This is a genomic window from uncultured Duncaniella sp. (assembly GCF_910578445.1).
Lineage (GTDB): Bacteria > Bacteroidota > Bacteroidia > Bacteroidales > Muribaculaceae > Duncaniella.
Map to the genome: position 1 here is coordinate 1 of NZ_CAJTQC010000021.1, position 22,793 is coordinate 22,793.

Consider the following 22,793-nt stretch of genomic DNA (forward strand, 5'->3'; position numbering starts at 1 on the left):
AGGCTGATGCCTCTGCACGTTGAGTAGCACTCAAAAATTATTTAGGACAATATTGTATATAAGCGGATTATCATTGCTCCCGACCTCAACTAATTGCCATTGGCCTTTGATTAGTTTGGTATCAGGATAGTCTGGAGCATCATCATCGCAAGCATTGAACATAACTGCAAGGAGAGTAAGTAAAAACAAGAGTAGTTTGTTCATATAATGTGTTTTAAATTATTTCATAATTGCGGAACTTGCACCGGATTGTTTGCCGACTTCGTTGCCGCGCTTAACTTTCTTTCCGTATCCGAAGGTGTATGTTACCGAAAGGTTCAATCTGGCATGGGAATTTGTTCCATAGGTTGTTCGATGTTCGGTGTATAGTGGAGACTGAATATAGCGGTCTGAGGTGTCCCAATTGGAATTGAATATATTGTATGCCTTCAGGCTTATGTTCAAGTCAGATTTTGACCATCCGGCAGACAAAGCATAAAAATCTCGTGACCTATATGTTGTGGGAGAACCGGTGAACATCATTTTTTGAGGCGACTGGTAGTATGCCTGAAAATACCATTGTTTGAGATAGTATGTAGCTTGCGCCATTATCTGAAAAGAGTTGTAGCTTTTATCAAACACACCAGTAGAATGGTAGAATTTCTGATTTGGACTGATGTATAATTGCAATGACTTATTGAAAAGGTTCAGTGTCGCAGCAATACCGATTTTACTTTGTACGTAGTTTCCGTCATTGATGTAAGTACGCAACAAGGCACGACCATTGTCGAATGGTTCGTATGTTGTAATGAATCGGTCAAAAAGCTCAAAGTATCGTCCGTATGCACTCATGTTGAACACATTTGACGGCAACCATGTGTATGTTGCATTGAAGGTAATATGACGGGAATTGTCAAGTGACGGATTGCCGGTAATATACATGACTTCGTTATCGCGTAACAGGTCTGAAGCCTTTTGGTCAATTCCGGGTGTATTGTTGGCAAACTGGAAATAAGCCGAGAATGCGTTTTTATTATTGGGCGTATAGCGGATGTTGAAATGAACATAGGGATATACGTCATCATTTTTAATTGTGTTGATACTTGTTCGTTCCCATAACACTCCGGCATCCGCATACAGATTGAACTTCTGTATTTGTGCCTGATAACAGAACTGTCCTGAAACAAATGGATTGCTGAAATGGTCAGAATAGAAAGCATTGCCCGTGTATTGCAGCCGGTTGATTGTATTGCCGGTATTAATTCCCAGCATAAGCGTATGCTTCCGGGCAAATCGCTTGTTAATGTAGGCATTTACTCGATAATAATAGGCATTTTCGCGGGCATCGCGGATAATTGGCTCCGCTGAGGAAGTGGTATATGTAAGCGAATTGTTATTATGCGAATATGAGAATTGAGGATTGAAATTGACCGAATAATCCTTAGGCAAGACAAAGAAGTAATTTCCTTGATAGCTCAAAGAATTGCTGCGAGACGGATTGCTGCGGTTGTAAGAATAGTCTTGTCCCACAGCTGGAGAATATGTAAGCGAGCCGTTCTGTTCCTGAATAGGGTTTGCCGAATGACTGTATCCTAAAGTGTTGCTAATCTGAACTTTTTCTGTGTTGTAAGAAGCACGGAATGTCACCGGATATTGATTTTGTTTCGAATGTGCGTAATCGGTGGTTTCGTTGCGGCTCAAAGTAAAATCTTTTCCGTCGGAATCCTTCAGCGTGTAATTACCGTTAACGTCATATCCGCTGTGATGGCTGTTAAGATTATTGGCTGCCACATAGATGTCATAGGTCATTTTCTTATAAGAAAACTTAGAAAAGATGTTGACATCAGATGACAGACCTACAAGAAAATCTTCATCTGCCGTAATTTTTGTATAGCCGCCATACTCGTATTCCTGAATAATGAAATTGATGGCTTTCTGCGCTCCTCTGAACCTTGGGTCAGAGGGAAATTCGAGATATTCAACCCTGCGGACATCTGCCGTGCGCAAGCCTTCAATATCCTCCTTTGAAGCCGGCATATAATTGAAAAACAAGGAAATGCCATCTCCGGTATTGTCAGTGACGGAATTATCTATCGGATTTATCTTTATTTGCGGAATAGCCATGAGACGCAGAAGATCAATAGCGTTTTGAGCGGCATTTTTCTGACGCTGTGAAGGCAGATATACAGTGCGGTCGGAATATACAGAGGCCAACTGTCCTTCGACCTTGACCTGCTGTAAGGCCACGGCATCAATAGGAATAATTATGTCTCCTACGTTGAAGTCTGTCAGATGACGGTAGGTGGTCTTGTAGCCTACGCAACTTAGTTTTGCGATAACATTACGGCTGTCGCAAGGGATGGTAAAGCGACCGCCATTGTCTGCCACGCCGTATGTGATGACTGTGGAGTCTTTGGGAGCAAGAATCAATATCGTAGATCCCGGAACAGGTTGGTGTTCCTCATCGAGGACTCGGCCGCGGTAGCTGAACTTTCCGTGTTGCAACGCTTCCACATAGTACCTGCCGCCAGAACTGATAACCGACACCGGATTCAGTCCGATCAGCTGTCTGAGCATATCGTAGGCATCATTTGTATGTATGGTTGCCGTAACCGGATATTTGTCGAGTTCGTTGTAAATGAAGTTGATGTGAATGTCGGGATGCTGTCCGGCAATCTGCACGAGCGCATCGGCGAGAGGTGTTTGATTGAAGCGGTAGCTGAACTTCTGCGCGAAGGCGGTAGCGACACAAAGCATCACCGCAAAGAGAATAATAAGGCGTTTCATTTTACGGTCAATACTTTGTCGGTTAGTGTAATGTTGATTTGTTCGAAGTTATTTAGCTGTTCTACGACCTCATTGAGTGGTAGAGACTGTTCCCATTCAAAATATAGTTGTAGAGACTTGGCGGCATCTTGATTGAACTTGACCGTCGCACCGTAATATCCGGCTATGTCTGCAAGGATTCTTTCAAGGTTTTCTCCTTTGAATACAATGATTTCGGGCAAAGGAGTTGCTTCAGCCGGAATGGTATCAGTCGGAGCAACATTAGAGTCGGCTATGGCAGTTTGTTTCTGCGGTTCGGTTTGCTCTGTCTGCGCCATTTCTTTATTGGCATTGAAATAATGGGTCACACCGATAGTGGCGGCCACCACAGCGATGGAGCCGACAAGTGCGATTACAACCGCTGCCGCGTTGCGCGATGCAATAAAAGATAGCCAACGGAGGATAATGGGTCTGCGCTTGAGTTGCCTTGCTTCAAAGCGCCGCCATTCCTCGTCAAGATTTATCTTGGGTACAGGTGCGGAAACATCAGCCGTTTTGTGCTGCATATCGTATACTTCGCGTGCCTCAGGATCGGTAAGCAACTGCTCAACCTCGGCATCGCTATAATTTTCGGGGTGCTCCAAAGCATCGAGGAGCCGGTCGATATTGTCTTTCATTTGCGGTTGAAATTTTTACGTAAGACATCCATTGCATGACGCAAATGCTTATAGACAGCCACCTCGCTGATGCCTAATTGTCCGGCGATTTCATCGTAAGACATACGCTCGTTGAAGCGCATTTTCACCACTCGCCTGTCTTGTATGGTCAAGGATTGATCTATAAGCTCGTTCAACCGCGCCACATCCTCCGGGTCGGGCCATTTGTCATCTTCAATCTCGTCAAGATCGAGAGCGTAGAGATTGTTGAAACGCTCGCGCAGCGAAAGGCTACGGAGATGCTTCATACACGCAAAGCGTACACCGGTAAGCAGATAGGCGGGAGTGACGATTGACAGATTTCCGACAGCACCGACTCGAAGACATCGTGCACAATGTCTCTTGCTGTATCCGTGTCATGCAGCAGGCGTATTGCCAGCGTCAGCATGGCAGTATAGTTGCTTCGGAAAAGCTTTTCTATGTCGCTATTTGTCGTCATACACTTATTAAAACCACAACCTCTCAAAAACCTAACCCTAAAAGTGAAAAAATATTCGGGGAAATTTTGAGTCAGACTGTAAAGTTACTGAAATTCCTGACAATAGGGGGATTATCCCGTAATAATATTATTGGACACCAATAAAAGATTTAGGTTTATCCGGGAATATATATAGCCCCAATCAAACCAAAATTATGGCTTAGAAAAGTATAAACAAGCGCATTCAATCGTTTAGTCACCGATTTTTAGTAACTTTGTACTTGGAAGACAGTTTCAGATGAAAACGACAGACGACTTTTTCATACCTGATAATGTAATCAAGCTCCCGGAGGAGCTTGATTACAGCCGGGTGGATGAATATATCCGCTCGGCTGAGGCGTTTTCTCGCTCCACATATCAGAGTGTCTATATCATCGACTATTTCAAGCAGAATTTTCTGTACGTGTCGCCAAATCCTATGTTTTTGTGCGGTTTGACACCGGAACAGGTGATGAAACTGGGCTATCGCTTCTATCTGGAATATGTACCGGAGGATGAACAGCAGTTTTTGATTGATCTGAACGAGGCTGGATTTTCATTTCACAATACAATTCCGGTCGAAGAGCGCAAGGACTGGTATATCTCATACGACTTTCACATACTGAACGGGGGCAAGAAGATTCTTGTTAATCATAAACTCACCCCTCTTGTATTGACTTCCGACGGCCGTATGTGGCTTGCGCTATGCGTTGTGTCGGCATCTACCCACACTTCACCCGGTCACATTGAGATACACCGTGTCGGTACGCCGGATTATTTTGAATACAACCGCAACACACGCCGATGGAACAAGCGACAGATGCCGACACTGACCGATGGGGAAAAGGCGGTGCTCACTTTGTCGATTCAGGGTTATACAATGTCGGAGATTGCCGACCGAATATGTCTGTCGCCCGACACCATCAAGAAATACCGCCAGCGCATATTTGAGAAACTTGATGTGCGCAATATCTCCGAAGCCATCGTTGCGGCTACAAATAACAAACTACTCTAAATTCTTGCAGAGATAGAAGCGGGGGAAGTGTTTGACTTCACGTCCGACTGCGATGTTGGCTGCTATCCGTGCGCAGATATGCGCTGCGGTTTTAAGTGCCACACTGTTCGTTACGCCGTTTCTGATATCGGATAATGAATCGCGCAACCACTCGCAACCATCTATATTCCAGAAAGCACAGTACCCTGCCATATATGTTGCCGCCCATTGCCGGAGGTCAGGTTTGCATAGCATATCCCTTTCATCATCGGGCATAACAACGATAGCTCCTGCTCCATTAACAAAATCGAATGGCAGTATTAAAGGAATGTCTGTTGCCTTTGACATACAAGAACTACTTTCGTTGACATTCTCTGCAATAACATCGAAATTGCTTATCGCAGGCTGCTTATCAGAGGAAGATATTATTTGAATGGACTCAAAGCCCAACTGTTGAAGTTCGGTTTTGATGCTGTCAATAAACTCAGCCGCTCCAACGACTGCAATTCGGCAGTCTACAATCCGGTCTTTTTCCTTGTTTGTCATATTCATTATTGATTTTGCACTGCAAAAGTAGGGTTATCACCATTGCTGTGCCATACCCAAAAGTGTATGTTTTCACTACCAAACTTATTTGTACACTTTTGGATATGGCAAAAGTAATTTCCGATAACTTGTTCTCCTGACTCTGAATATAAATGCGAGTGATGTTGGGGCTCAATCAGGGGAGGTCATTTTCTTTTGCCAAGCATAGTTTCTCCTATATTGGGTTGGGTATTGTGTTAAAGAAGATACTCGGCAATCGTGCCCTGATATCGGCTTGTAACCATGCCGATATACGGTATTGTTAAATCCAAAAAGAATTAGCTATAACTTCAATAAATCATCAAGTCGCTCGTCCACTGAGGATGCTTCCGTAGTTCGACTGTCATTGTCGATATTTGGGATAAACTCATTATTTTTCAATGACTGATTATCTTCATTTGTCATTTTGGGTTCTGATATTAATGTATCCGCAGGCTTATCCAACTTATCAGCATCTAATTTATCGGTATTGACATCCATTTTCTCTTTATCAGATGCCGACTTCTTTTTATGTCGTCTTGATGCGATGATTATCATGGCTATTATGACCATAATCGGAATGATTATGAATAATGGCAAATAATTTTTACCGATATAAGAATAATCAAAATCTCGCCAATCATGTTTAGATTTTCTAGTTTCTTTTTTACGGTTATTTACTTCGTAATTAATGTTTTGCCATATGATATTGCCTTTACGATCTATATAGGAGATGATTGAATAACCATATTTATTTTTTCGTCCACCATAAACGCGGCACAAATTTTTTCCGGCAATTGCACAAGAATCATACTTACAAGGGATAACTAAATTGAATCCTTTATTAATATAGCCAAACTTACCATTCAGCTTAATGCCTGCCAAGCCATTTGAAAATGGTAAAGCATTTTCAAATATTGGATTTTCATTATTACCTCTTGGTATAAGTTGTTTATCGACGAAAATCCATGCTTTCCCGAGACTAACTGCGGCATAACCTTCCGAGAAACGTGTTGCATCTGCAAATTCAATACCTTCTGGGAATAGTTCACCTAAAAAGTGTTTACTGGTAAGAATTTTTTTAGTTTGCTCTTCTGTAAGGTTCTTAACATCCAATGTCTCTATGAATTCACCATCTTTAGAAATGAACCGAAAACCAAGTCCCAAAAGTTCTCCTAGTCGAATGGGAATAGCTACCGCAATACCGTCTTTTGAGAAATTCGAATATCGGTACATCATATTCAGATTCTCATTAATAATCTTTCCATTTTCATCTACCAAGAATATTGTGGTACTAGGAGTATCACTTGCTTCTCCTTCTTGTTTGTTGATTGTCGTGATGGATGCTATAGCCCTTTTATTAACAGGTGTTTCTATTCGGTTAAAAACAAAATCGCAGACTTTATTCCCGTCCGGATTAATGAGTCCCCATTTACCACTACCATTCATTCCTTCTTTGTAATCAAGTTGTACAGCTGCACGACCCTCATTAAATCTGCTGGCTGAACGATACTTTACAGGTATGATAGTGTCACCATGTAGACCAATATAACCATATAGAAGTGTTGTTGTGTCCTGAGCAATGGCAAGTCCTCCATAAAAAGAAGCTTCTTGACAAAATCTTGAGTAAGCCCGGATTGAGTCCATATAGCCCTCAATCTTTATTTTAACATAAGACGGTTCTGGAAATAAAAACTTGTCTTCAGCTGTTATGTAGCCGTATTTTATATTTAGGACTGGAATATTTCGAATTCCAAGGAAAGAAGAATCTCTGACCGAGGCATGAATCGTATCTATTATAGCGAGTGCTACTCCGTCTTTTTGTAACGGCTCAATAGACAGGAAACGAGGTGCGACAATTTCGTTACCGGTGGAGTCAATCAGTCCAAACATCCCATCTTTTTCGATTACGTAACTATCAACATACACAGGCTCTCGTTCACAGGCCATTAATGTAAAAAATGTAAGGATAAGAAGTGTACCATTAATGATATTCTTGCAAATGTTCTTCATGTTTATTTAGAATATTTTTATGGAGTCAATGATTTGCTGTGATAATGATTTTTGAGTTCCGAGATTGTTGTGATCAAGAGTCATCGTTATAACAAAGGTCGAGTTATCTTTCTTTTTAACGATGTATTGATATATATGGAGTTTATAACCTTCTACGGTCGCAATATATTCTGCTATACTTCCGTTCTTTCCGTTTACTTGACAATCACGTATGCCAATAAGATTTGTTGTAAATCCTAGTTTACTCGCTTGATTGTATGATACTCTTGCTAAAGAAGCAGTAGTTTCGGTGCGCTTATCTTTAGAAACGATTATATTAACATTCGGTCTAAAGTCATATTCATTTGTTACTTTTTGCATTATTTGTACCGCAATTGTGGTGTTAACAGTTGCTTGTGCATTCTCCTGAACGACTTCCCAATTCGATGGGTATCTTATGCTAAACTTACTATTAGAATAAATTTCTGAGAGAAATTTATTCTCAGGAGTTCCTTCAAATTCTGTTGTGTCAACTATGTTATCATCGTCATAGGCCTCTGGTGGCATGACTGAATCGCAATTTTCTACGACTGCGTTTGATTCATATTCAATGGGGGAGTTCTCAGACTCATAACCAAGTCTTTTATCATTTGAAGAACAGCCACTGAAATTTAATATTGCGATTAATGCAAGAATAAATAAGAAAAGCTTCATCATCACACATTCAATGAGTTATACAAATAATCAGATAGCCATATTTGAATATAATGTGACATGGTATTTTCTCCTGAGATACAATATTCCTGACTTTCTATTTCTGATTTTACGGCTAATTGATCTACAACATCTCTTAGTTCTTCAGTATTAAATTTTGAGATAAAAATATTCACTGTTACATTTTTTAATTCTGAAATTGGACAGTGGAAGTGTTTAGACATCCTTTTGAATGTTGCAATCTTCTCGAATATGTCTTTTTCTGAAAGATATTGCAAATCTCCCTCTATAAGGGATTCCACATCTTTTGCAATATCAGCGTTATCCATCTTGTATTTTTCCCATGGACTAAATAACGGTTGAACCACTTTAGATATGGTATTCTCTCTGTTTTGGTGCTGTTTTTCTTTTGTCTTAGGTCTACCTTCTTTGATAAGTCTCCAAACCCAAAAAACTAACATTAAAAATAGTATTTGCAAGGCTCCGACAAAGAATGCTTCTCCGCTACTTGAATATCGTTCTGCATGAGCAGGCAATGTTGCCACAACACAGAGGATCAAAAATGGAATCCTATATGTCATATCTAATAGTCTTAGTTTTGATTATGTTGCTTTGTTATTGATGCATGTTTGGCGTTATCTAATTCGCCGCTCTAGTTGGTTATTAGATAGGTCTTTGGCGATTGTCATATATATTTCTATGCCGCGGTCATCCTCTCGTTGGCGTCTGTTGTACGAAAAAAGCGTAGGAATCTGTATCTGTTACCGTCCTTCTGTTAGAGGCTTCTCGCATTGCCTTACCTATGTTGGACGGCAACGCAGAAGCCCACGCTTGTATATGCAATCAATGCGTCCGGCGATATTTCTCTCGAAATATCGTGCCGAAAGCAAGATAATTACATATCCACGGGCATCTACCGTTGCTCAATCCTTGACATAGGTGGAAATTTTGCGAGAATTTCTAACAATCAAGAATCAGCGCGGATAAACGCTTTCTTATGTATTTTCACTACATCCCGCTCCGCTTAACCCCAGACCGGGGCTTCTGCGAAGCGGTCTGCGACCACAAAGTTAGTAATAATTCCCGAGATTTTCAGCTTATTGTGCTGAAAAACATAATTTCGCGTTAGAGAATCACCATCAAAGAAGATTCTGCGTTGTGTTTTTAATGGTGGTTGCAACACAAGTCCGGATGATTGAAATGTAAAATATTTTTAATAATTGGGTGGGTTAACCAATATAATTGAGTAATTTTGCATAAAATTTTATGTAATCCAGTTTCATATACCATCTGAGGTATGGACGCATTCCCATCCGGCCTACTGAGATAAGGTCGGGTGATACATGTTTTAGTTTCAATTTTTTCGTCCAATCAAGTAATAGGCACATGCTAAAAAAAGCACTAAAATAATAACGACGATTTCAGACCGTCGATGTGACGTAGAGTTTATCCGTAGCCTTTTTATGGCAGGAATGAATGTCGTGAGAATGAATTCGGCTCATCTCGGGGCTGAAGGGATGGCAAAAATAGTAGAGAACTGTCGGGCTGTCTCGCCTCGTATCGGCATAATCATTGATACAAAAGGCCCTGAAATCAGAACTACGGTCAACGCTGAGCCAAACGAAAAAATTGCGTTTCGCGAAGGGATGGAAGTCGAGTTCTGCGGTCATGTATCCGAACCCACGACAGTCGGACGAATCTGCCTCAATTATGCGGAGATCGCTCGTGACGTGCATCCCGGAATGCATTTCCTGATTGATGACGGAGAGCTTGATTTCCTTATTCTTGATGTCGATGCGGCTTCCGGCATCATCCGTGCGCGCTGTCTCAACGACGGCGGACTCGGATCGCGCAAGAGCGTCAACATCCCGGGTAGCGAGATACATCTTGCCTCGCTCACCGAACGCGACAAGGCTACGCTTGCCACCGCCGCATCGCTGGGTGTGGATTTCGTGGCTCACTCGTTTGTGCGCAGTGCCGATGATGTCCGTGCCGTGCAGGCCGAACTTGACCGCCTCGGCTCTGACATGAAGATAATCTCCAAAATCGAGAACCAGCAGGGCGTCGATAATTTCGACTCTATTCTTGAGGCTTCATACGGCATCATGATTGCCCGAGGCGACCTTGGCATTGAGGTGGCTGCTGAACGCATCCCTGTGATTCAGCACGAAATGATTGCAAAATGTATAGCCGCGCATCATCCTGTGATTGTGGCCACCCAGATGCTCCACTCGATGATTTCTTCGCCGCGCCCGACGCGTGCCGAGGTCAGCGATATTGCAAATGCTGTCTACCAGCGTGCCGACTGTCTGATGCTGTCGGGTGAGACGGCCAACGGTCGCTATCCCGTAGAAGCTGTGTCGACTATGGCAAGTGTTGCTCAGGAAGTCGAGGCTTCGTTGACAGCGACTATTACCAGCGACAATATTCCTCAGCTTGCCGACGAGCATGTCACTTCGTTTCTGGCCCGTCAGGCAGTGGTGTCAGAGCGAGAAATCGGAACGAAGGCCATCATCGCCAACGCATATCACGGACGTACAGCCCGTTTCATCGCCTCCTTCCGTGGAGCATGCCCGGTCTACGCCATATGCTACCGTCGTCGCACGATGCGCTGGCTGAGCATTTCATATGGAATCAAGGCTTATTATTACAAGGACTATACTCAGCAGCAACGATATCCTCTCGAGGCTCTGCGCGATTTCATCGAGCAGGGGCTGCTTGACTATTCCGACCGCATCGCCATACTCGGCGCAATCAATGGCACAGGTGCTACATTCCTTGCCATAAACTCAGTGCAGGCTATTCTTGAGCATGGCACTTCCGCTCATGAATCATGATTCCCGGCATAGTCGGATTGATATTTCTTACGCAATCTGACTCGCCCGGAAGATTGTAGAAACATATAAAAAAACCGCAGGTATCACAACCAATACCTGCGGTTTTTTTATATGTTTCTATAATTCCGGTATGCCATTCAAAACATTGCACGCGATGCACGGTCGCGTTAATCCTTTTGGGGGCTATAAGCGTTATAAAACGAGAAAGGCTGTCGTTCTCGACAGCCTTTTCGTAAAAAATGTGATAAATCTTTGGTTTTGTCTACTAAAAAACTATTTTGCAACCGTAAATTTTCGTGTTAGAGGTATTGATTCTATATCTTGTCAGCGAACTTCTATAGTGATTGAAGTTGCTTGATTGATTTCACATTGCAAAATTAATGTGCCGGTGTTACAAGTATGTTACAATGAAAACACAATGTTGTTACATGAATACAATTTAACTTTTATTAAATGTTTCATGCGCGATAGATTTCATTTTATTGATGATTTAACATCGTTTAAACACATTTCAGTGTCTCTTTTAATCAATTGTCAGATAACCTAAAATTCGTGCGAAAGGCCTCCAAACCAAAGTCTTGGGAAAAATGTTTTGGTAGATGGTAGAAATTGAGTAATTTCGCATCACAAAATAAAGTAAACATAACTACAGCTACAATTATATATTCTACAATAGGATGAGCAAGAAACTACTTGAAGTGCGCGACCTCCATGCCTCTGTCGAGGGGAAGGAAATACTTCGCGGTGTGAATCTCAGCGTCAATGAGGGCGAAGTCCATGCCATCATGGGGCCTAACGGCTCAGGTAAGAGTACCCTTTCCGGAGTGCTTGCCGGCAATCCGGCCTATACTGTCACTGGTGGCGAGGCTTTTCTCCACGGTGTCAATCTTCTCGAACTTTCGCCCGAAGACCGTAGTCATGAAGGCCTTTTCCTGTCGTTTCAGTATCCCGTTGAAATTCCGGGCGTGTCGATGGTGAACTTCATGCGTGCTGCTGTCAATGCAAAGCGTAAATATTTTGAAGAAGCGCCACTCAGCGCAAGCGACTTCCTGAAGATGATGCGCCAGAAGCGTGCGATTGTCGAGCTTGACAACAAGCTTGCTTCCCGCTCGGTCAACGAGGGTTTCTCGGGTGGTGAGAAAAAGCGTAATGAAATCTTCCAGATGGCCGTGCTTGAGCCGCGTGTAGCCATTCTCGACGAGACCGATTCGGGTCTTGACATTGATGCGCTTCGAGTGGTGGCAGGTGGTGTCAACAAACTTAAGACCGACAAGAATGCCACTATCGTCATCACCCACTATCAGCGTCTGCTTGACTATATCCGTCCGGACTTCGTACATATATTATATAAGGGACGCATCGTGAAGACCGGCGGACCTGAGCTTGCTCTTGAACTTGAAGAAAAAGGCTACGACTGGATTAAGGAGGAAAATGACCTATGAGCAATGCACTGACTCAATATATCGGGCTTTTCGAGCAAAACCGTGAGACAGTGTGCGCCCATTCGGCCGGAAAGCTCAATGCCCTCCGTGACGAAGCTTTCGCACAGCTTCGCGATGCTCGTCTTCCCGACAAGAACTGCGAAGGTTTTGAAAAGACTTCGATTGACGGAATGTTCGCTACCGACTACGGGGTCAACATTTCGCGTGTCAATATACCGGTCGATGTCGCAGCGAGCTTCAAGTGCGATGTCCCCTCGCTGTCCACTTTGCTTGGACTCGTCATCAACGATTCGTTTCATCCCGCATCGATGCTCGAATCGAAGCTCCCCGAAGGAGTGTTTTTCGGTTCGCTGAAGCGCGCGGCTGTGGAACTTCCGGAGATTCTTGACCGTTATTACGGCGAGATTGCACCCAAGGGTGAGGCTTCGGTCGCACTCAACACTCTTCTGGCTCAGGACGGTGTGTTGATTTATGTCCCGCGTGGGGTAAAGCTTCAGCGTCCGTTGCAGCTTGTCAATATTTTTTCGTCGCCGGTTTCGATTGCCGCATTCCGCCGATTGCTGATTGTGCTTGATGAGGGTGCGGAGATGCAGCTTCTTGTCTGCGACCATACGCAGGATGCCGATAACAGTTATCTTGCTTCGCAGATTGCTGAGGTCTATGTCGGAGAGGGAGCGCGTTTCGAGGCATGTTCCATCGAGGAGTCGTCGGTCAACACTTCGCGCTATTCCCGCATGTTTGTCCGTCAGGAAAGAGATTCACATTTCTCATTCAACTCCACGACCCTCACCTGCGGCACTACACGCAATGAATTCTCGATTGACCTCAACGGCGAAAACGCCGAGACGCATCTTGCCGGAATGGTCATCGGATCGGGAAACATGCACATCGACAATGATTCGGCCATCCGCCATCTGAGTCCGCGCTGCCGTAGCAACCAGCTTTTCAAATATGTGCTTGACGATGCTTCGACTGCCGCATTCGAGGGAAGCATACTTGTCGCCCCCGGCGCACAGTTCACCGAAGCCTATCAGAGCAACCGTAACATACTCGCTTCGACCGAGGCACGTATGCACTGCAAACCGCAGCTTGAAATCTACAACGATGATGTGAAATGCTCCCACGGCGCGACTACAGGACAGCTTGATAACGACGCGCTCTTCTACATGCGTTCGCGTGGCATCCCTGAAGCCGAAGCTCGCACGATGCTGATGCAGGCTTTCATGGTCGATGTCATTGACAGTGTCCACATAAGCGGTCTGCGCGAGCGTCTGCTTCATCTTGTTGACCGTCGTTTTTCCGGCACGCTCGGTGATTGCACCGGATGCCGGACCACTGACTGCCACGAATGACCTGATTCTTGGAACTTAATCCTTAATACTTCAATAAGAAATGCTGGACATCGCTAAGATACGTGAGGACTATCCGATTCTTGACCGTAAGATTTATGGACGCTCTTTAGTCTACCTCGATAATACGGCTACATCGCAGACACCGCGTGAGGTGGTCGATGCGGTGGTAGCCGGCTATACCCACACGAAAGCCAACGTCCATCGCGGCGTGCACACCCTTTCAATGGAGGCGACCGAGCTTCAGGAGGGCGCGCGACGTAAGGTGAGAGATTTTGTCAACGCTTCGTCGGAAGAGGAAATCATCTTTACCCGGGGGACGACAGAGGCCATTAATCTTGTGGCCGCTTCTTACGGCGGTGCATTTTTCCGTGACGGAGATGAAATCATCCTGTCGGTCATGGAACATCACTCCAACATTGTGCCTTGGCAGCTGCTCCAGCGTCGGGTTGACATAAAATTGCGTGTGATTCCTATCCGCGAGGACGGCTCGCTCGATATGGATGCCTATCGTGCGCTTTTCAACGAACATACGCGTTTTGTTTCAGTCTGCCATGCATCCAACGTTCTCGGAACAGTCAATCCGGTCAAGGAAATCGTAGCCGAGGCCCATGCCCATGATGTCCCGGTGCTGATTGACGGTGCGCAGGCCGCCCCGCATATAAGAATTGACGTGCAGGATATTGATGCCGATTTTTATGCCTTTTCGGCACATAAGATGTATGGCCCTGCCGGAGTCGGAGTGCTTTATGGAAAACGCAAATGGCTTGAAATGATGCCTCCTTATCAGGGTGGGGGAGAGATGATAGAATCGGTGAGCTTCGAAAAGACCACCTATGCCGACCTGCCTTATAAGTTTGAGGCTGGGACTCCTGATTTTGTAGGCATTGCGGCTCTGGAGAAGGCGATAGATTATATGTGGCGGCTTGGCGTTGAGCAGATTGCAGCCCATGAGCATGAGTTGCTTGAATATACTACGCGCCGGATGCTCGAAGAGGTTCCCGGACTGAAGATTTATGGAACTGCTCCCGGCAAGTGTGGAATTATTTCGTTTCTTGTTGATGGCGAGCACCATTACGATATGGGCATGCTTCTCGACAAGCTTGGCATAGCTGTCCGTACCGGCCATCATTGCGCCCAGCCTCTGATGCAATCGCTTGGAATCGAGGGCACGGTCAGAGCATCGTTTGCCGTCTACAACACAATTGAGGAATGCGATGCTTTCATCGCCGCTCTCAAGCGTGTGAGCGAAATGCTGCGGTGAGGCCTAATCTTTTTTCAGAGGAAAGATAATCCGTGCGAGCACCCATGTCAGGCGTTTGAACAGGCGGTTGTGAAGATAGATCGCCTTCATTTTCCTCGGGCTGTCGGTTTTTTCGATGACCTCGGCATAGAGACGTTTGGCCTGACGGATTGCATTTTCACGCATTGCGGTGTCTTTGCACTTGTCTGCTTCGCGACGATATTGCGAAGCAAGTATCATACGCCGTGCGTCCGTAAGTCTCACAAGGTCATCGCGTCCGGCTTTTCTGAAATGCTCCTCCACCCGGTCGAGTGATTTTTCCCATTGTTCATGGCGTGCGCTGTAGGATGAGCCTGTAATGGAATCGGCACTATGGTAGGTCACGACAGTCGGTTTCTCGCCGATGTCAATGACCAGGTTGCTTGCGAGCAGTAGCCTGACACCGAGTTCATAGTCATTCCATGCCGGAAGTGTCTCATCCCAGCCTCCGACCTCCCTGATAAGCTCCGTTCTTATGACCATGCGTTGTGTCGACAGGCAACCACGGAAAATATGATTGAACATCGGTGACTTCGCGGTGAAATATAGTTTGCGTCGACGTCCGTCCGCATCCTCATATAATATGTCTCGTCCGAAAATATCATATTCAGGGTCTTCCGTTATTGCATGTGCGAAATCTAACACGTGCATCCATCGCATCTCGTCGTCGGAATCAAAAAACATCACGTATGGGGTCTCGACCTCTTTTAGTCCCCTGTTGCGTGCCGCGGATGCTCCCGGCTTTGGCTCTTTAAGCAATACTACATCTCGCTTGCGCTCTTTCATCCGGGTGCTCCATTGCTGCATTATTTCCCATGAGTTGTCGGTCGAATTGTTGTCGACGAGTATCAGGCGTCGCGGCCATAGGCCTAACTGTTCAATCGAGCGCAAGGTGCGTGGCAGTGTGTGTTCCCTGTTGTAGACCGGGATGACCATTGATAGAGCTGTAAATATTGTTAGTCTGGGATTAATTCCTCGATGCATAGTCCTTACGGTGTTTGATGATATTTTCCATGTTTTCCTGTGCCCATAGGGTAAGTTGATTGACAATCGGAATCAGCGACATTCCGGTTTCTGTCAGAGAGTACTCCACTTTTGGCGGGACTTGAGCATAGACCTTACGGTTGATGAGGCTGTCGGCTTCAAGTGTCTTGAGCGTGGACGAGAGTACGCGGGTTGAAATGTCGGGGATGAGTCTGTGGAGTTCATTGAACCTTACTATCCCTTCTCTGTCGATTACGAGCAGAACAAGCAATGACCATTTATCGCCGAAACGTGCGACTACATTGCGGATAGGGCAGGTTTCAACCGGATATTTACTGTCGTTGGGCTTTTCGTTCATATTTGTCGCTGCAAATCTAAGGTATTAAGGTTTCATTGTGCTTTATTTTGCAAAGTTAGTAGTGATTTTGAATATGTGGCTATGGTTGATTTAAATTTTTTTCGGAAAAATCATCGTTGTAGATAGCTGAGTCTCTGCAAAAGTAATAAAAAAGTAACTATGTGTGTTGAAAGTAACTTCTTGATGGATAAGAATTAACACTCTAACTTTGCAGCATGAAAACTTTAAAATACTATTGGTCATGAAGCAGATTCAACAACTTTCGGGCGCTGAAAACTATGGCGCAATCAATCTTGGCAACCTTACAGAAATCAAGGACTATGTACTCGAATTAAGTCCCGAAATCAAAATCCCCGGTAAGGTGTTCGGCGGTCAGGCTGTCGGCGCTACGGGCGGTGAATTCTCCTTTCAGGTTTTTGCGCCGGGACAGGAGACAGGTTTCCTGCATACTCATAAAAGCCATGAGGAACTCTACTTTTTCCTGTCGGGCAAAGGGGAGTTTCAGGTTGATGGCGATGTGTTCCCGGTAGGAGAAGGCAGTGTGGTGCGCGTTGCACCCGCAGGGCGTCGCTCGGTTCGAAACAATGGTGCGCAACCGCTCGTCATGCTTTGTGTGCAGTATCGTGGCGACACATTTACGGCTGACGATATTACGGACGGCGATATTATTGCCGAGCCTGTAAAGTGGTAAATCATGATTGAAAACAGGGAATTTTTCGGTTTCACGTGCTATTATTGACTGATGACAACTTTATAGTGGTGGAGTTCGTTGCTTATAAGTATAAGTTTTATTAAATTTGAACACTCTCATGTTGAATTCTAATCACAAAAATAAAATTAGCATATGAATATCGGCGATAAAATTCCTGAAATTCTCGGTCTCGATGCAGAGGGTAACGAGGTGAAAAGTTCTGATTTTGCAGGCAGACCGTTGATTGTCTATTTCTATCCGAAGGATAATACCCCGGGCTGCACGGCTGAGGCATGTTCGATCCGCGACCATAACAGCGAGTTGACTGCCAAGGGCTACACAGTCATCGGAATCAGCAAGGATTCCTCTGCGAGTCATTTGAAATTTGCAGATAAATTCGCGCTTCCGTTCATCCTGCTCTCCGATCCATCGACTGAGGTCAATCAGGCGTTCGGTGTGTGGCAGAAAAAGAAGATGGCCGGACGTGAGTATATGGGGACGGTGCGTACGACTTTCATTACTGATGCCGACCACAAGATAACCCATATAATCACTAAAGTCGACACAAAGAAGGCCGGTGAGCAGCTTCTCGGACTCATCGGAGAATAGTCGATTCTTTTCGCGTATAACCAAAAATCATCCGGCGGACTCTGAAATAACTCAGAATCCGCCGGATGATTTTTGTTAAATGACAGATATGTCATAGGGATGAGTAGGGGATGGAGAATGTGTCGCCTTTTGTGATATCTCCTGTCGAAAGACCGCGTTTCAGCCAACGGCTGCGTTGCTCTGATGTTCCGTGTGTGAACGAATCCGGGACAGAGTAGCCTTGAGCCCGTTTCTGAAGATAATCGTCGCCGATTTTCATTGAAGCATCGAGAGCTTCTTCAATGTCGCCCGGTTCAAGTGAGTTGAACATGGCGTTGTCATGGTTGGCCCATACTCCGGCAAGGAAATCGGCCTGCAGTTCGATGCGCACGCTGATATTGTTGGCTTCGGTTTCATTGACTCTGTTCATTTTGGAGTGAGCCTGATCGAGTGTGCCTAAGAGATGCTGGACGTGGTGGCCGACCTCGTGGGCTATAACATAGGCGTAGGCAAAATCACCGTCAGCTCCGAGCGTCTTGCGCATATCCCGGAAAAATGACAGGTCGATATACAGACATTGGTCAGCCGAACAATAAAATGGTCCGACCTGCGAGGTGGCGTTGCCACAGGCGCTCTGAACGGCATCTGTAAACAATACGAGTGTAGGTGGCTCGTATTCCTTGCCCATTGAGGCGAAGATTTTGGTCCAGACATCTTCAGTTCCGGCGAGAATCTGCCGGGAGAATTGTGCGAGTTCCTCCTCCTCTTCTGTCGGGGTGTATGTTTGGGTTGTCTGATTGCCGGAAGTCAGATTCCCGACGTTTGAGGTGATTACGTCGAGCGGGTTGCCTCCTGAAATCCAAGCGATGATTGCCGCGATGATGACCGCGCCTATACCGCCTCCGATTTTTAGACCCCGTGCGCCACCGCTGCCGCGGCGGTCGCTGACATTTGAGCTTTCGCGTCGTCCGTTGAGTCGCATAGTCTTAAATTTTTTTCGTGATGCAGTCTGATGTCTGCAATAGATTGTATAAAGACTGTGTCAGAAAATCGACTGCCGGCTTTCTGACACAGCCTTCACATTCACATATGATGTGTTGTATTCCTGTTGGATGGATTAATCTTTAGATGAAATCGCTTTCCATACGTATGAGCTGAGGATTGCACCGATAAATGGGGCAACGATGAAGAGCCAAAGCTGTGCGATGGGTTGTGCGTTACCTTCGATGGCTGCAAATATGGCCGGGCCGAGTGAACGTGCGGGGTTTACAGATGTTCCGGTGATGGGGATACATGCGATGTGTACGAGCACAAGGGTGAGACCGATTGCAAGACCTGCGAAATTGCCTGCGCCTTTTTTCTGGTCAGTAGAGCCAAGCACTACCAGTACGAAAATAAACGTGAAGATCATTTCAGCTATAAACGCCGGAACAATATTACCGGGCATGAAGCTGTTGGCTCCGGTGGTTGTCGTGTCGTTGAACACGGCTTCTATTCCTGCCTGATTGCCGGTATGTACAAGAATCCAGAGTACGAAAGAGGCGAGTAGAGCACCGATGCACTGGAAAAGCATATATCCTCCGGCCTCGCGTCCGCTCATGCGTCCGCTCGACCACACACCGAGAGTGATTGCCGGATTGATATGGCAGCCTGAAATATTTCCGATGGTGTAGGCCATTGCCACTACCGAGAGGCCGAAGGCCATTGCGACACCGAGGGTTGTGACTCCATAGCCGGTTGTCCCGACTCCGATTCCGGCGAAAATTGCGCTACCGCAGCCCATCAAGACCAGTACGAACGTACCAATCATCTCTGCAAGATACTTTTTCATTAGTTGATAGAGTTTTAGTTGAACGTAAATTTATTTTTAGGTTTGAGTTGAGTGTAGGCAAAATATATAACATTCCCTCGTTTCATCAACAAATTTTGGAAAGTGAATGTTTTGTAGAGACGCCGATTTTATCAGTGAAATCATTTGGCAGCCACAATGGGTTGATGGCATAGGGGACGTCTGAGGCAAATATACAAAAAAAGAATGAGTAACGCAATTCCCGAAGGAATTTACAATTACTCATTCTCCTCTCTCCTCAGCGGTATGGACGGGACTCGAACCCGCGACCCCCTGCGTGACAGGCAGGTATTCTAACCAGCTGAACTACCACACCAAGGTTTGAATCGCATCAAAGCTATGGACTTGTAATCTTACTGCCTTTTTGCGACTGCAAAGGTATGAATCAATCCTCAATTGTGCAATTTTTTATTGAACTTTTTTTCAAAGTTATATATTCTTGCGAAAAACAGATGGATAATTGTTCTATTTGAGGATAGATTAGCATCACACTGCTTTCAGTAGGGATGGAATATAAGGCTCATTTACTCATCGTGGCAGATGCAGGTAATATTGTCTTTGTTCGGGCGAAAGCTTTTCGATGGCATATCGGAGCATTGTTCTTGGCATGCGCCGTGTGTTTTCATCAAGAAATTTTGTGAGCAGGCGTTCGTCGGTCCGTTTCCCCATTTCGCGCAGCATCCATCCTGTGGCTTTATGTATGAGGTCATGTTTGTGGGTGAGATAGCTTTGCGAAATGCTTACTGTCGGTTCAGTGATGCCGTTGCAAAGCAGCGTGTAGGTCGAGACTATTGCTATGCGCTGTTCCCAGAGGTCAGACGAGCGGCTTAGGCGATAAAGAATCTCATAGTCACCGGTTTCGAGAACGAAGTTCCCGATGATTTTTGGCGCTGAGAGGTCAACAAGATCCCAGTTGTTGATTGAACGGGTGTTTGACAGATAGAAGTCTGCAATCTGTTTTTTCATCCCTTTGTCGTTTTTGGCGCGTCGGTAACGCTCGACGAGGACGAGCAGCGCTGACAGCCTGTGTTCATGGATTTCAGACCCAAGCATTCGGCTGATAGCTTCCAGAGGAGCGTCGGTCATCAGCTTTGACACTTTTCTGACCGACGGGACTGTGATGCCTAAGAATTGGTCACCTTCACCATACTCTCCCGGTGCGGTCTTGAAAAAACGCATCAGCACTTCGCGTTTGCCGGGGACTATTTCAGCCGCCAGCATGTCTGTCCATTCATAAAGTAGTTCATCCATAGTCGGGTGTGTATCGTTTTGGGAGTTGACGTTGCGTAAATATATAAAAAAAAGAATGAGTAAAGATAATTTCCGAAGAAATTAATAATTACTCATTCTCCTCTCTCCTCAGCGGTATGGACGGGACTCGAACCCGCGACCCCCTGCGTGACAGGCAGGTATTCTAACCAGCTGAACTACCACACCAAGGTTTTGAGATGCTTTACGGATACCGTTTATTATTGATTCTCTTATCAATCGGTGTTACTTCCGTTTTGCGAGTGCAAAGTTACGATAGTTTCCCGAGATATGCAAATTTTTTAATGCAAAAAGGAAATAAAGTTTTGATTTTGTTCTGTTTTTATTCCGATGTGTGGCTGATTGGTCATTTTCGTGGTTTATCAGGCGGTTGAAGTGCTGCTCAGGAGTCTTTTTCTTCGCGGATTATCAGCAGTGTGTCGCCCGGAAGGAGACGGCGCGTGCCGTTAGGAACGATGTAGCGCGAATCGCGTCGGATCATCATGACGAGAGAACCCGCCGGGAGCTGCATGTCGCGCAGGGTGTTTCCTCCGGCAAGATGCTGCTCTGTCAGTGTGAGTGTCTGCAACGAAGTCGGAAGGTCGTCGGCGAGTTCGACTCCGAAATCATCCTCTTCCTTTGCATCAGTGTCGATGAGCTTCAATTTTTTTGCCGAGGCTATGACCGTTGTGCCTTGAATCAGGAGGGAAAGAAGAGTGACAAAAAACACGATGTTGAAAATCTGTCCCGCCCCTTCGATGTCGGCGACCACGGGGTAGGTGGCGAAGATGATTGGCACTGCTCCGCGTAGGCCCACCCACGAGATGAACAGTTTGGAGCGGGTGCTTATATTGCGCAGAGGTGCGAGTGAGACGAATACGCTCAGCGGGCGTCCGATGAGAATCATAAATACACCGATAAGGAGTGAGACAGCCACTACGTCGATCATTTCATGCGGATTCACAAGCAAGCCAAGCATGAGGAACACGACTATCTGGGCGAGCCATGTCATGCCGTCGATGAATTTCGAGATGCCGCGATGGTTCGGGAGGGTGGAGTTGCCGAGGACTATACCGCAGATGTAGACCGCGAGATAGCCGTTTCCGGCGAGGGCGGTCGTGATGGCAAATGTGAAGAACACACATCCGATCATCAATATCGAAATCATCGAAGTGGCCTGCGACGCGTCTTCCTGAGCGCCCGAACTGCGTCCGATGCGTCGGTATGCGCCGATGAGCCATAGGGTCAGCTTGCCCATCAGAAATCCGGCAGCGCCTCCGACTCCGAATTGCAGTATTAGCTCAACGGCTATATTTCCGGCTGAGAGTCCTCCGCCGAGCGAGATAGCTTCTATCAGGATTATGGTCAGCATGTAGGCCATAGGGTCGTTTGAGCCGCTTTCAAGCTCAAGCATCGGGCGGAGGTGGTTGCGCAGAGCCACTTTCTGGCTTCCGAGTATGCCGAACACCGAGGCCGAGTCGGTCGACGACATGGTGGCGGCTAGCAGCAGCGACGGGAGGAAGGCAAAGTGGATGTTGGTCCATTCCATGCCTGAAAGCCACATGATGAACAGGCCGGTTATGAGCGCTGTGAGTAGCACACCTGCCGTAGAGAGGATGAGACCCGGAACGATTACAGGCCTTATCGAGGAGAGTTTCGTGCCGAGGCCGCCTGAAAAAAGGATGATACACAGCGCCACCATGCCGATGAACTGCGCGGTGTGCATGTCGCTGAACTGGATGCCGAGGCCGTCAGTTCCGAAGACCATGCCGACGAGAAGGAAAATCAACAGCAGTGGAAGTCCGAAACGGTAGCTTGATTTGCCGACAAGCACTCCGGCTATGAGGAGGGTCGAGCCGATGAGGAGTATGTTTTCAGATGTGATAAAATCCATAGTTGAACAGTGGTGGTTGCCAAGTGGTTGGTTATGTTTTGCAAAGTTACCTATTTTGGCCAAACAAAGCAATTCCTGAAAATATGTTA

At 45.8% G+C, this 22,793-nt stretch carries 19 protein-coding genes, 2 tRNA genes and 1 pseudogene; 7 read left to right on the forward strand and 15 right to left on the reverse strand.

What is annotated here, in order from left to right:
* Positions 1-219: 219 nt before the first annotated feature.
* Genes QZ311_RS08990 through QZ311_RS09000 form a run of 3 tightly spaced genes read right to left on the reverse strand, consistent with a single transcriptional unit; the run spans position 220 to position 3,760 of the window.
* Positions 220-2,766: a hypothetical protein gene (locus QZ311_RS08990; RefSeq protein WP_297066890.1), complete on the reverse strand. Its 2,547-nt coding sequence runs from the start codon at positions 2,764-2,766 to the stop codon at positions 220-222.
* Positions 2,763-3,422 (reverse strand): DUF4974 domain-containing protein, encoded by a 660-nt coding sequence (locus QZ311_RS08995; protein ID WP_297066892.1) that lies wholly within the window; start codon positions 3,420-3,422, stop codon positions 2,763-2,765. Before QZ311_RS08995 ends, QZ311_RS08990 begins: the two co-directional genes overlap by 4 nt.
* Positions 3,419-3,760, reverse strand: coding sequence for a sigma-70 family RNA polymerase sigma factor (locus tag QZ311_RS09000; protein WP_366511799.1), 342 nt, complete (start codon positions 3,758-3,760; stop codon positions 3,419-3,421). Before QZ311_RS09000 ends, QZ311_RS08995 begins: the two co-directional genes overlap by 4 nt.
* Positions 3,761-4,177: 417 nt before the next feature.
* On the opposite strand from QZ311_RS09000, the gene QZ311_RS09005 reads away from it, so the two are divergent.
* The gene (locus QZ311_RS09005; protein ID WP_297066894.1) at positions 4,178-4,933 is read left to right on the forward strand and encodes a helix-turn-helix transcriptional regulator; all 756 of its coding nucleotides are present in this window, start codon (positions 4,178-4,180) and stop codon (positions 4,931-4,933) included.
* Here the strand turns inward: QZ311_RS09005 and QZ311_RS09010 are convergent.
* From QZ311_RS09010 to QZ311_RS09025, 4 genes are all read right to left on the reverse strand, one after another.
* Positions 4,925-5,458, reverse strand: coding sequence for a hypothetical protein (locus QZ311_RS09010; RefSeq protein WP_297066896.1), 534 nt, complete (start codon positions 5,456-5,458; stop codon positions 4,925-4,927). The two genes, QZ311_RS09005 and QZ311_RS09010, sit on opposite strands and share 9 nt — an antisense overlap.
* Positions 5,459-5,779: 321 nt before the next feature.
* Positions 5,780-7,489: a WG repeat-containing protein gene (locus tag QZ311_RS09015; protein WP_297066898.1), complete on the reverse strand. Its 1,710-nt coding sequence runs from the start codon at positions 7,487-7,489 to the stop codon at positions 5,780-5,782.
* A gap of 6 nt (positions 7,490-7,495) precedes the next feature.
* Positions 7,496-8,185: a PsbP-related protein gene (locus QZ311_RS09020; protein WP_297066899.1), complete on the reverse strand. Its 690-nt coding sequence runs from the start codon at positions 8,183-8,185 to the stop codon at positions 7,496-7,498.
* Positions 8,185-8,763, reverse strand: a complete 579-nt coding sequence (locus tag QZ311_RS09025) for a hypothetical protein (protein WP_297066901.1) — start codon at positions 8,761-8,763, stop codon at positions 8,185-8,187. Before QZ311_RS09025 ends, QZ311_RS09020 begins: the two co-directional genes overlap by 1 nt.
* Positions 8,764-9,582: 819 nt before the next feature.
* Here QZ311_RS09025 and pyk point away from each other — a divergent pair.
* The 4 genes and pseudogenes from pyk to QZ311_RS09045 all read left to right on the forward strand — a co-directional run.
* Positions 9,583-11,019 (forward strand): annotated as a pseudogene (gene pyk, locus QZ311_RS09030) (pyruvate kinase); the annotation flags it as partial.
* A 677-nt stretch (positions 11,020-11,696) separates the two neighbouring features.
* Positions 11,697-12,461: a Fe-S cluster assembly ATPase SufC gene (gene sufC / locus QZ311_RS09035; RefSeq protein ID WP_297066903.1), complete on the forward strand. Its 765-nt coding sequence runs from the start codon at positions 11,697-11,699 to the stop codon at positions 12,459-12,461.
* Positions 12,458-13,813 carry a Fe-S cluster assembly protein SufD gene (gene sufD, locus QZ311_RS09040; protein ID WP_297066905.1) on the forward strand — a complete coding sequence of 452 codons (1,356 nt, stop codon included), beginning with the start codon at positions 12,458-12,460 and terminating at the stop codon, positions 13,811-13,813. The genes sufC and sufD overlap by 4 nt, the downstream gene beginning before the upstream one ends.
* A 40-nt stretch (positions 13,814-13,853) precedes the next feature.
* Positions 13,854-15,074, forward strand: coding sequence for a cysteine desulfurase (locus QZ311_RS09045; RefSeq protein WP_297066907.1), 1,221 nt, complete (start codon positions 13,854-13,856; stop codon positions 15,072-15,074).
* Between the two features lie 3 nt (positions 15,075-15,077).
* On the opposite strand, the gene QZ311_RS09050 is transcribed toward QZ311_RS09045, so the two are convergent.
* Together QZ311_RS09050 and QZ311_RS09055 are read right to left on the reverse strand one after the other, a co-directional pair.
* The gene (locus QZ311_RS09050) at positions 15,078-16,076 is read right to left on the reverse strand and encodes a glycosyltransferase family A protein (protein ID WP_297066909.1); all 999 of its coding nucleotides are present in this window, start codon (positions 16,074-16,076) and stop codon (positions 15,078-15,080) included.
* Positions 16,060-16,434 (reverse strand): helix-turn-helix domain-containing protein, encoded by a 375-nt coding sequence (locus QZ311_RS09055; RefSeq protein ID WP_297066911.1) that lies wholly within the window; start codon positions 16,432-16,434, stop codon positions 16,060-16,062. Before QZ311_RS09055 ends, QZ311_RS09050 begins: the two co-directional genes overlap by 17 nt.
* Before the next feature lie 241 nt (positions 16,435-16,675).
* On the opposite strand from QZ311_RS09055, the gene QZ311_RS09060 reads away from it, so the two are divergent.
* Together QZ311_RS09060 and bcp are read left to right on the forward strand one after the other, a co-directional pair.
* Entirely contained in the window at positions 16,676-17,125 is a 450-nt protein-coding gene (locus tag QZ311_RS09060) for a cupin domain-containing protein (protein WP_297066913.1), read from the forward strand.
* A gap of 153 nt (positions 17,126-17,278) precedes the next feature.
* Positions 17,279-17,734 (forward strand): thioredoxin-dependent thiol peroxidase, encoded by a 456-nt coding sequence (gene bcp / locus QZ311_RS09065; RefSeq protein ID WP_297066915.1) that lies wholly within the window; start codon positions 17,279-17,281, stop codon positions 17,732-17,734.
* A gap of 91 nt (positions 17,735-17,825) precedes the next feature.
* Here the strand turns inward: bcp and QZ311_RS09070 are convergent, their stop codons facing one another.
* The 6 genes from QZ311_RS09070 to QZ311_RS09095 form a co-directional block, all read right to left on the reverse strand.
* Positions 17,826-18,695: a neutral zinc metallopeptidase gene (locus tag QZ311_RS09070; RefSeq protein ID WP_297066917.1), complete on the reverse strand. Its 870-nt coding sequence runs from the start codon at positions 18,693-18,695 to the stop codon at positions 17,826-17,828.
* A gap of 135 nt (positions 18,696-18,830) precedes the next feature.
* Positions 18,831-19,544 (reverse strand): MIP family channel protein, encoded by a 714-nt coding sequence (locus QZ311_RS09075; RefSeq protein WP_297066919.1) that lies wholly within the window; start codon positions 19,542-19,544, stop codon positions 18,831-18,833.
* A gap of 260 nt (positions 19,545-19,804) precedes the next feature.
* Positions 19,805-19,878, reverse strand: a tRNA-Asp gene (locus QZ311_RS09080).
* 212 nt (positions 19,879-20,090) lie between these two features.
* On the reverse strand, positions 20,091-20,813 hold the full coding sequence (locus QZ311_RS09085; protein ID WP_297066920.1) for a DNA alkylation repair protein: 723 nt from the start codon (positions 20,811-20,813) through the stop codon (positions 20,091-20,093).
* Between the two features lie 112 nt (positions 20,814-20,925).
* A tRNA-Asp gene (locus QZ311_RS09090) sits at positions 20,926-20,999 on the reverse strand.
* 214 nt (positions 21,000-21,213) lie between these two features.
* Entirely contained in the window at positions 21,214-22,704 is a 1,491-nt protein-coding gene (locus QZ311_RS09095; protein ID WP_297066922.1) for a potassium/proton antiporter, read from the reverse strand.
* Positions 22,705-22,793: the final 89 nt, after the last annotated feature.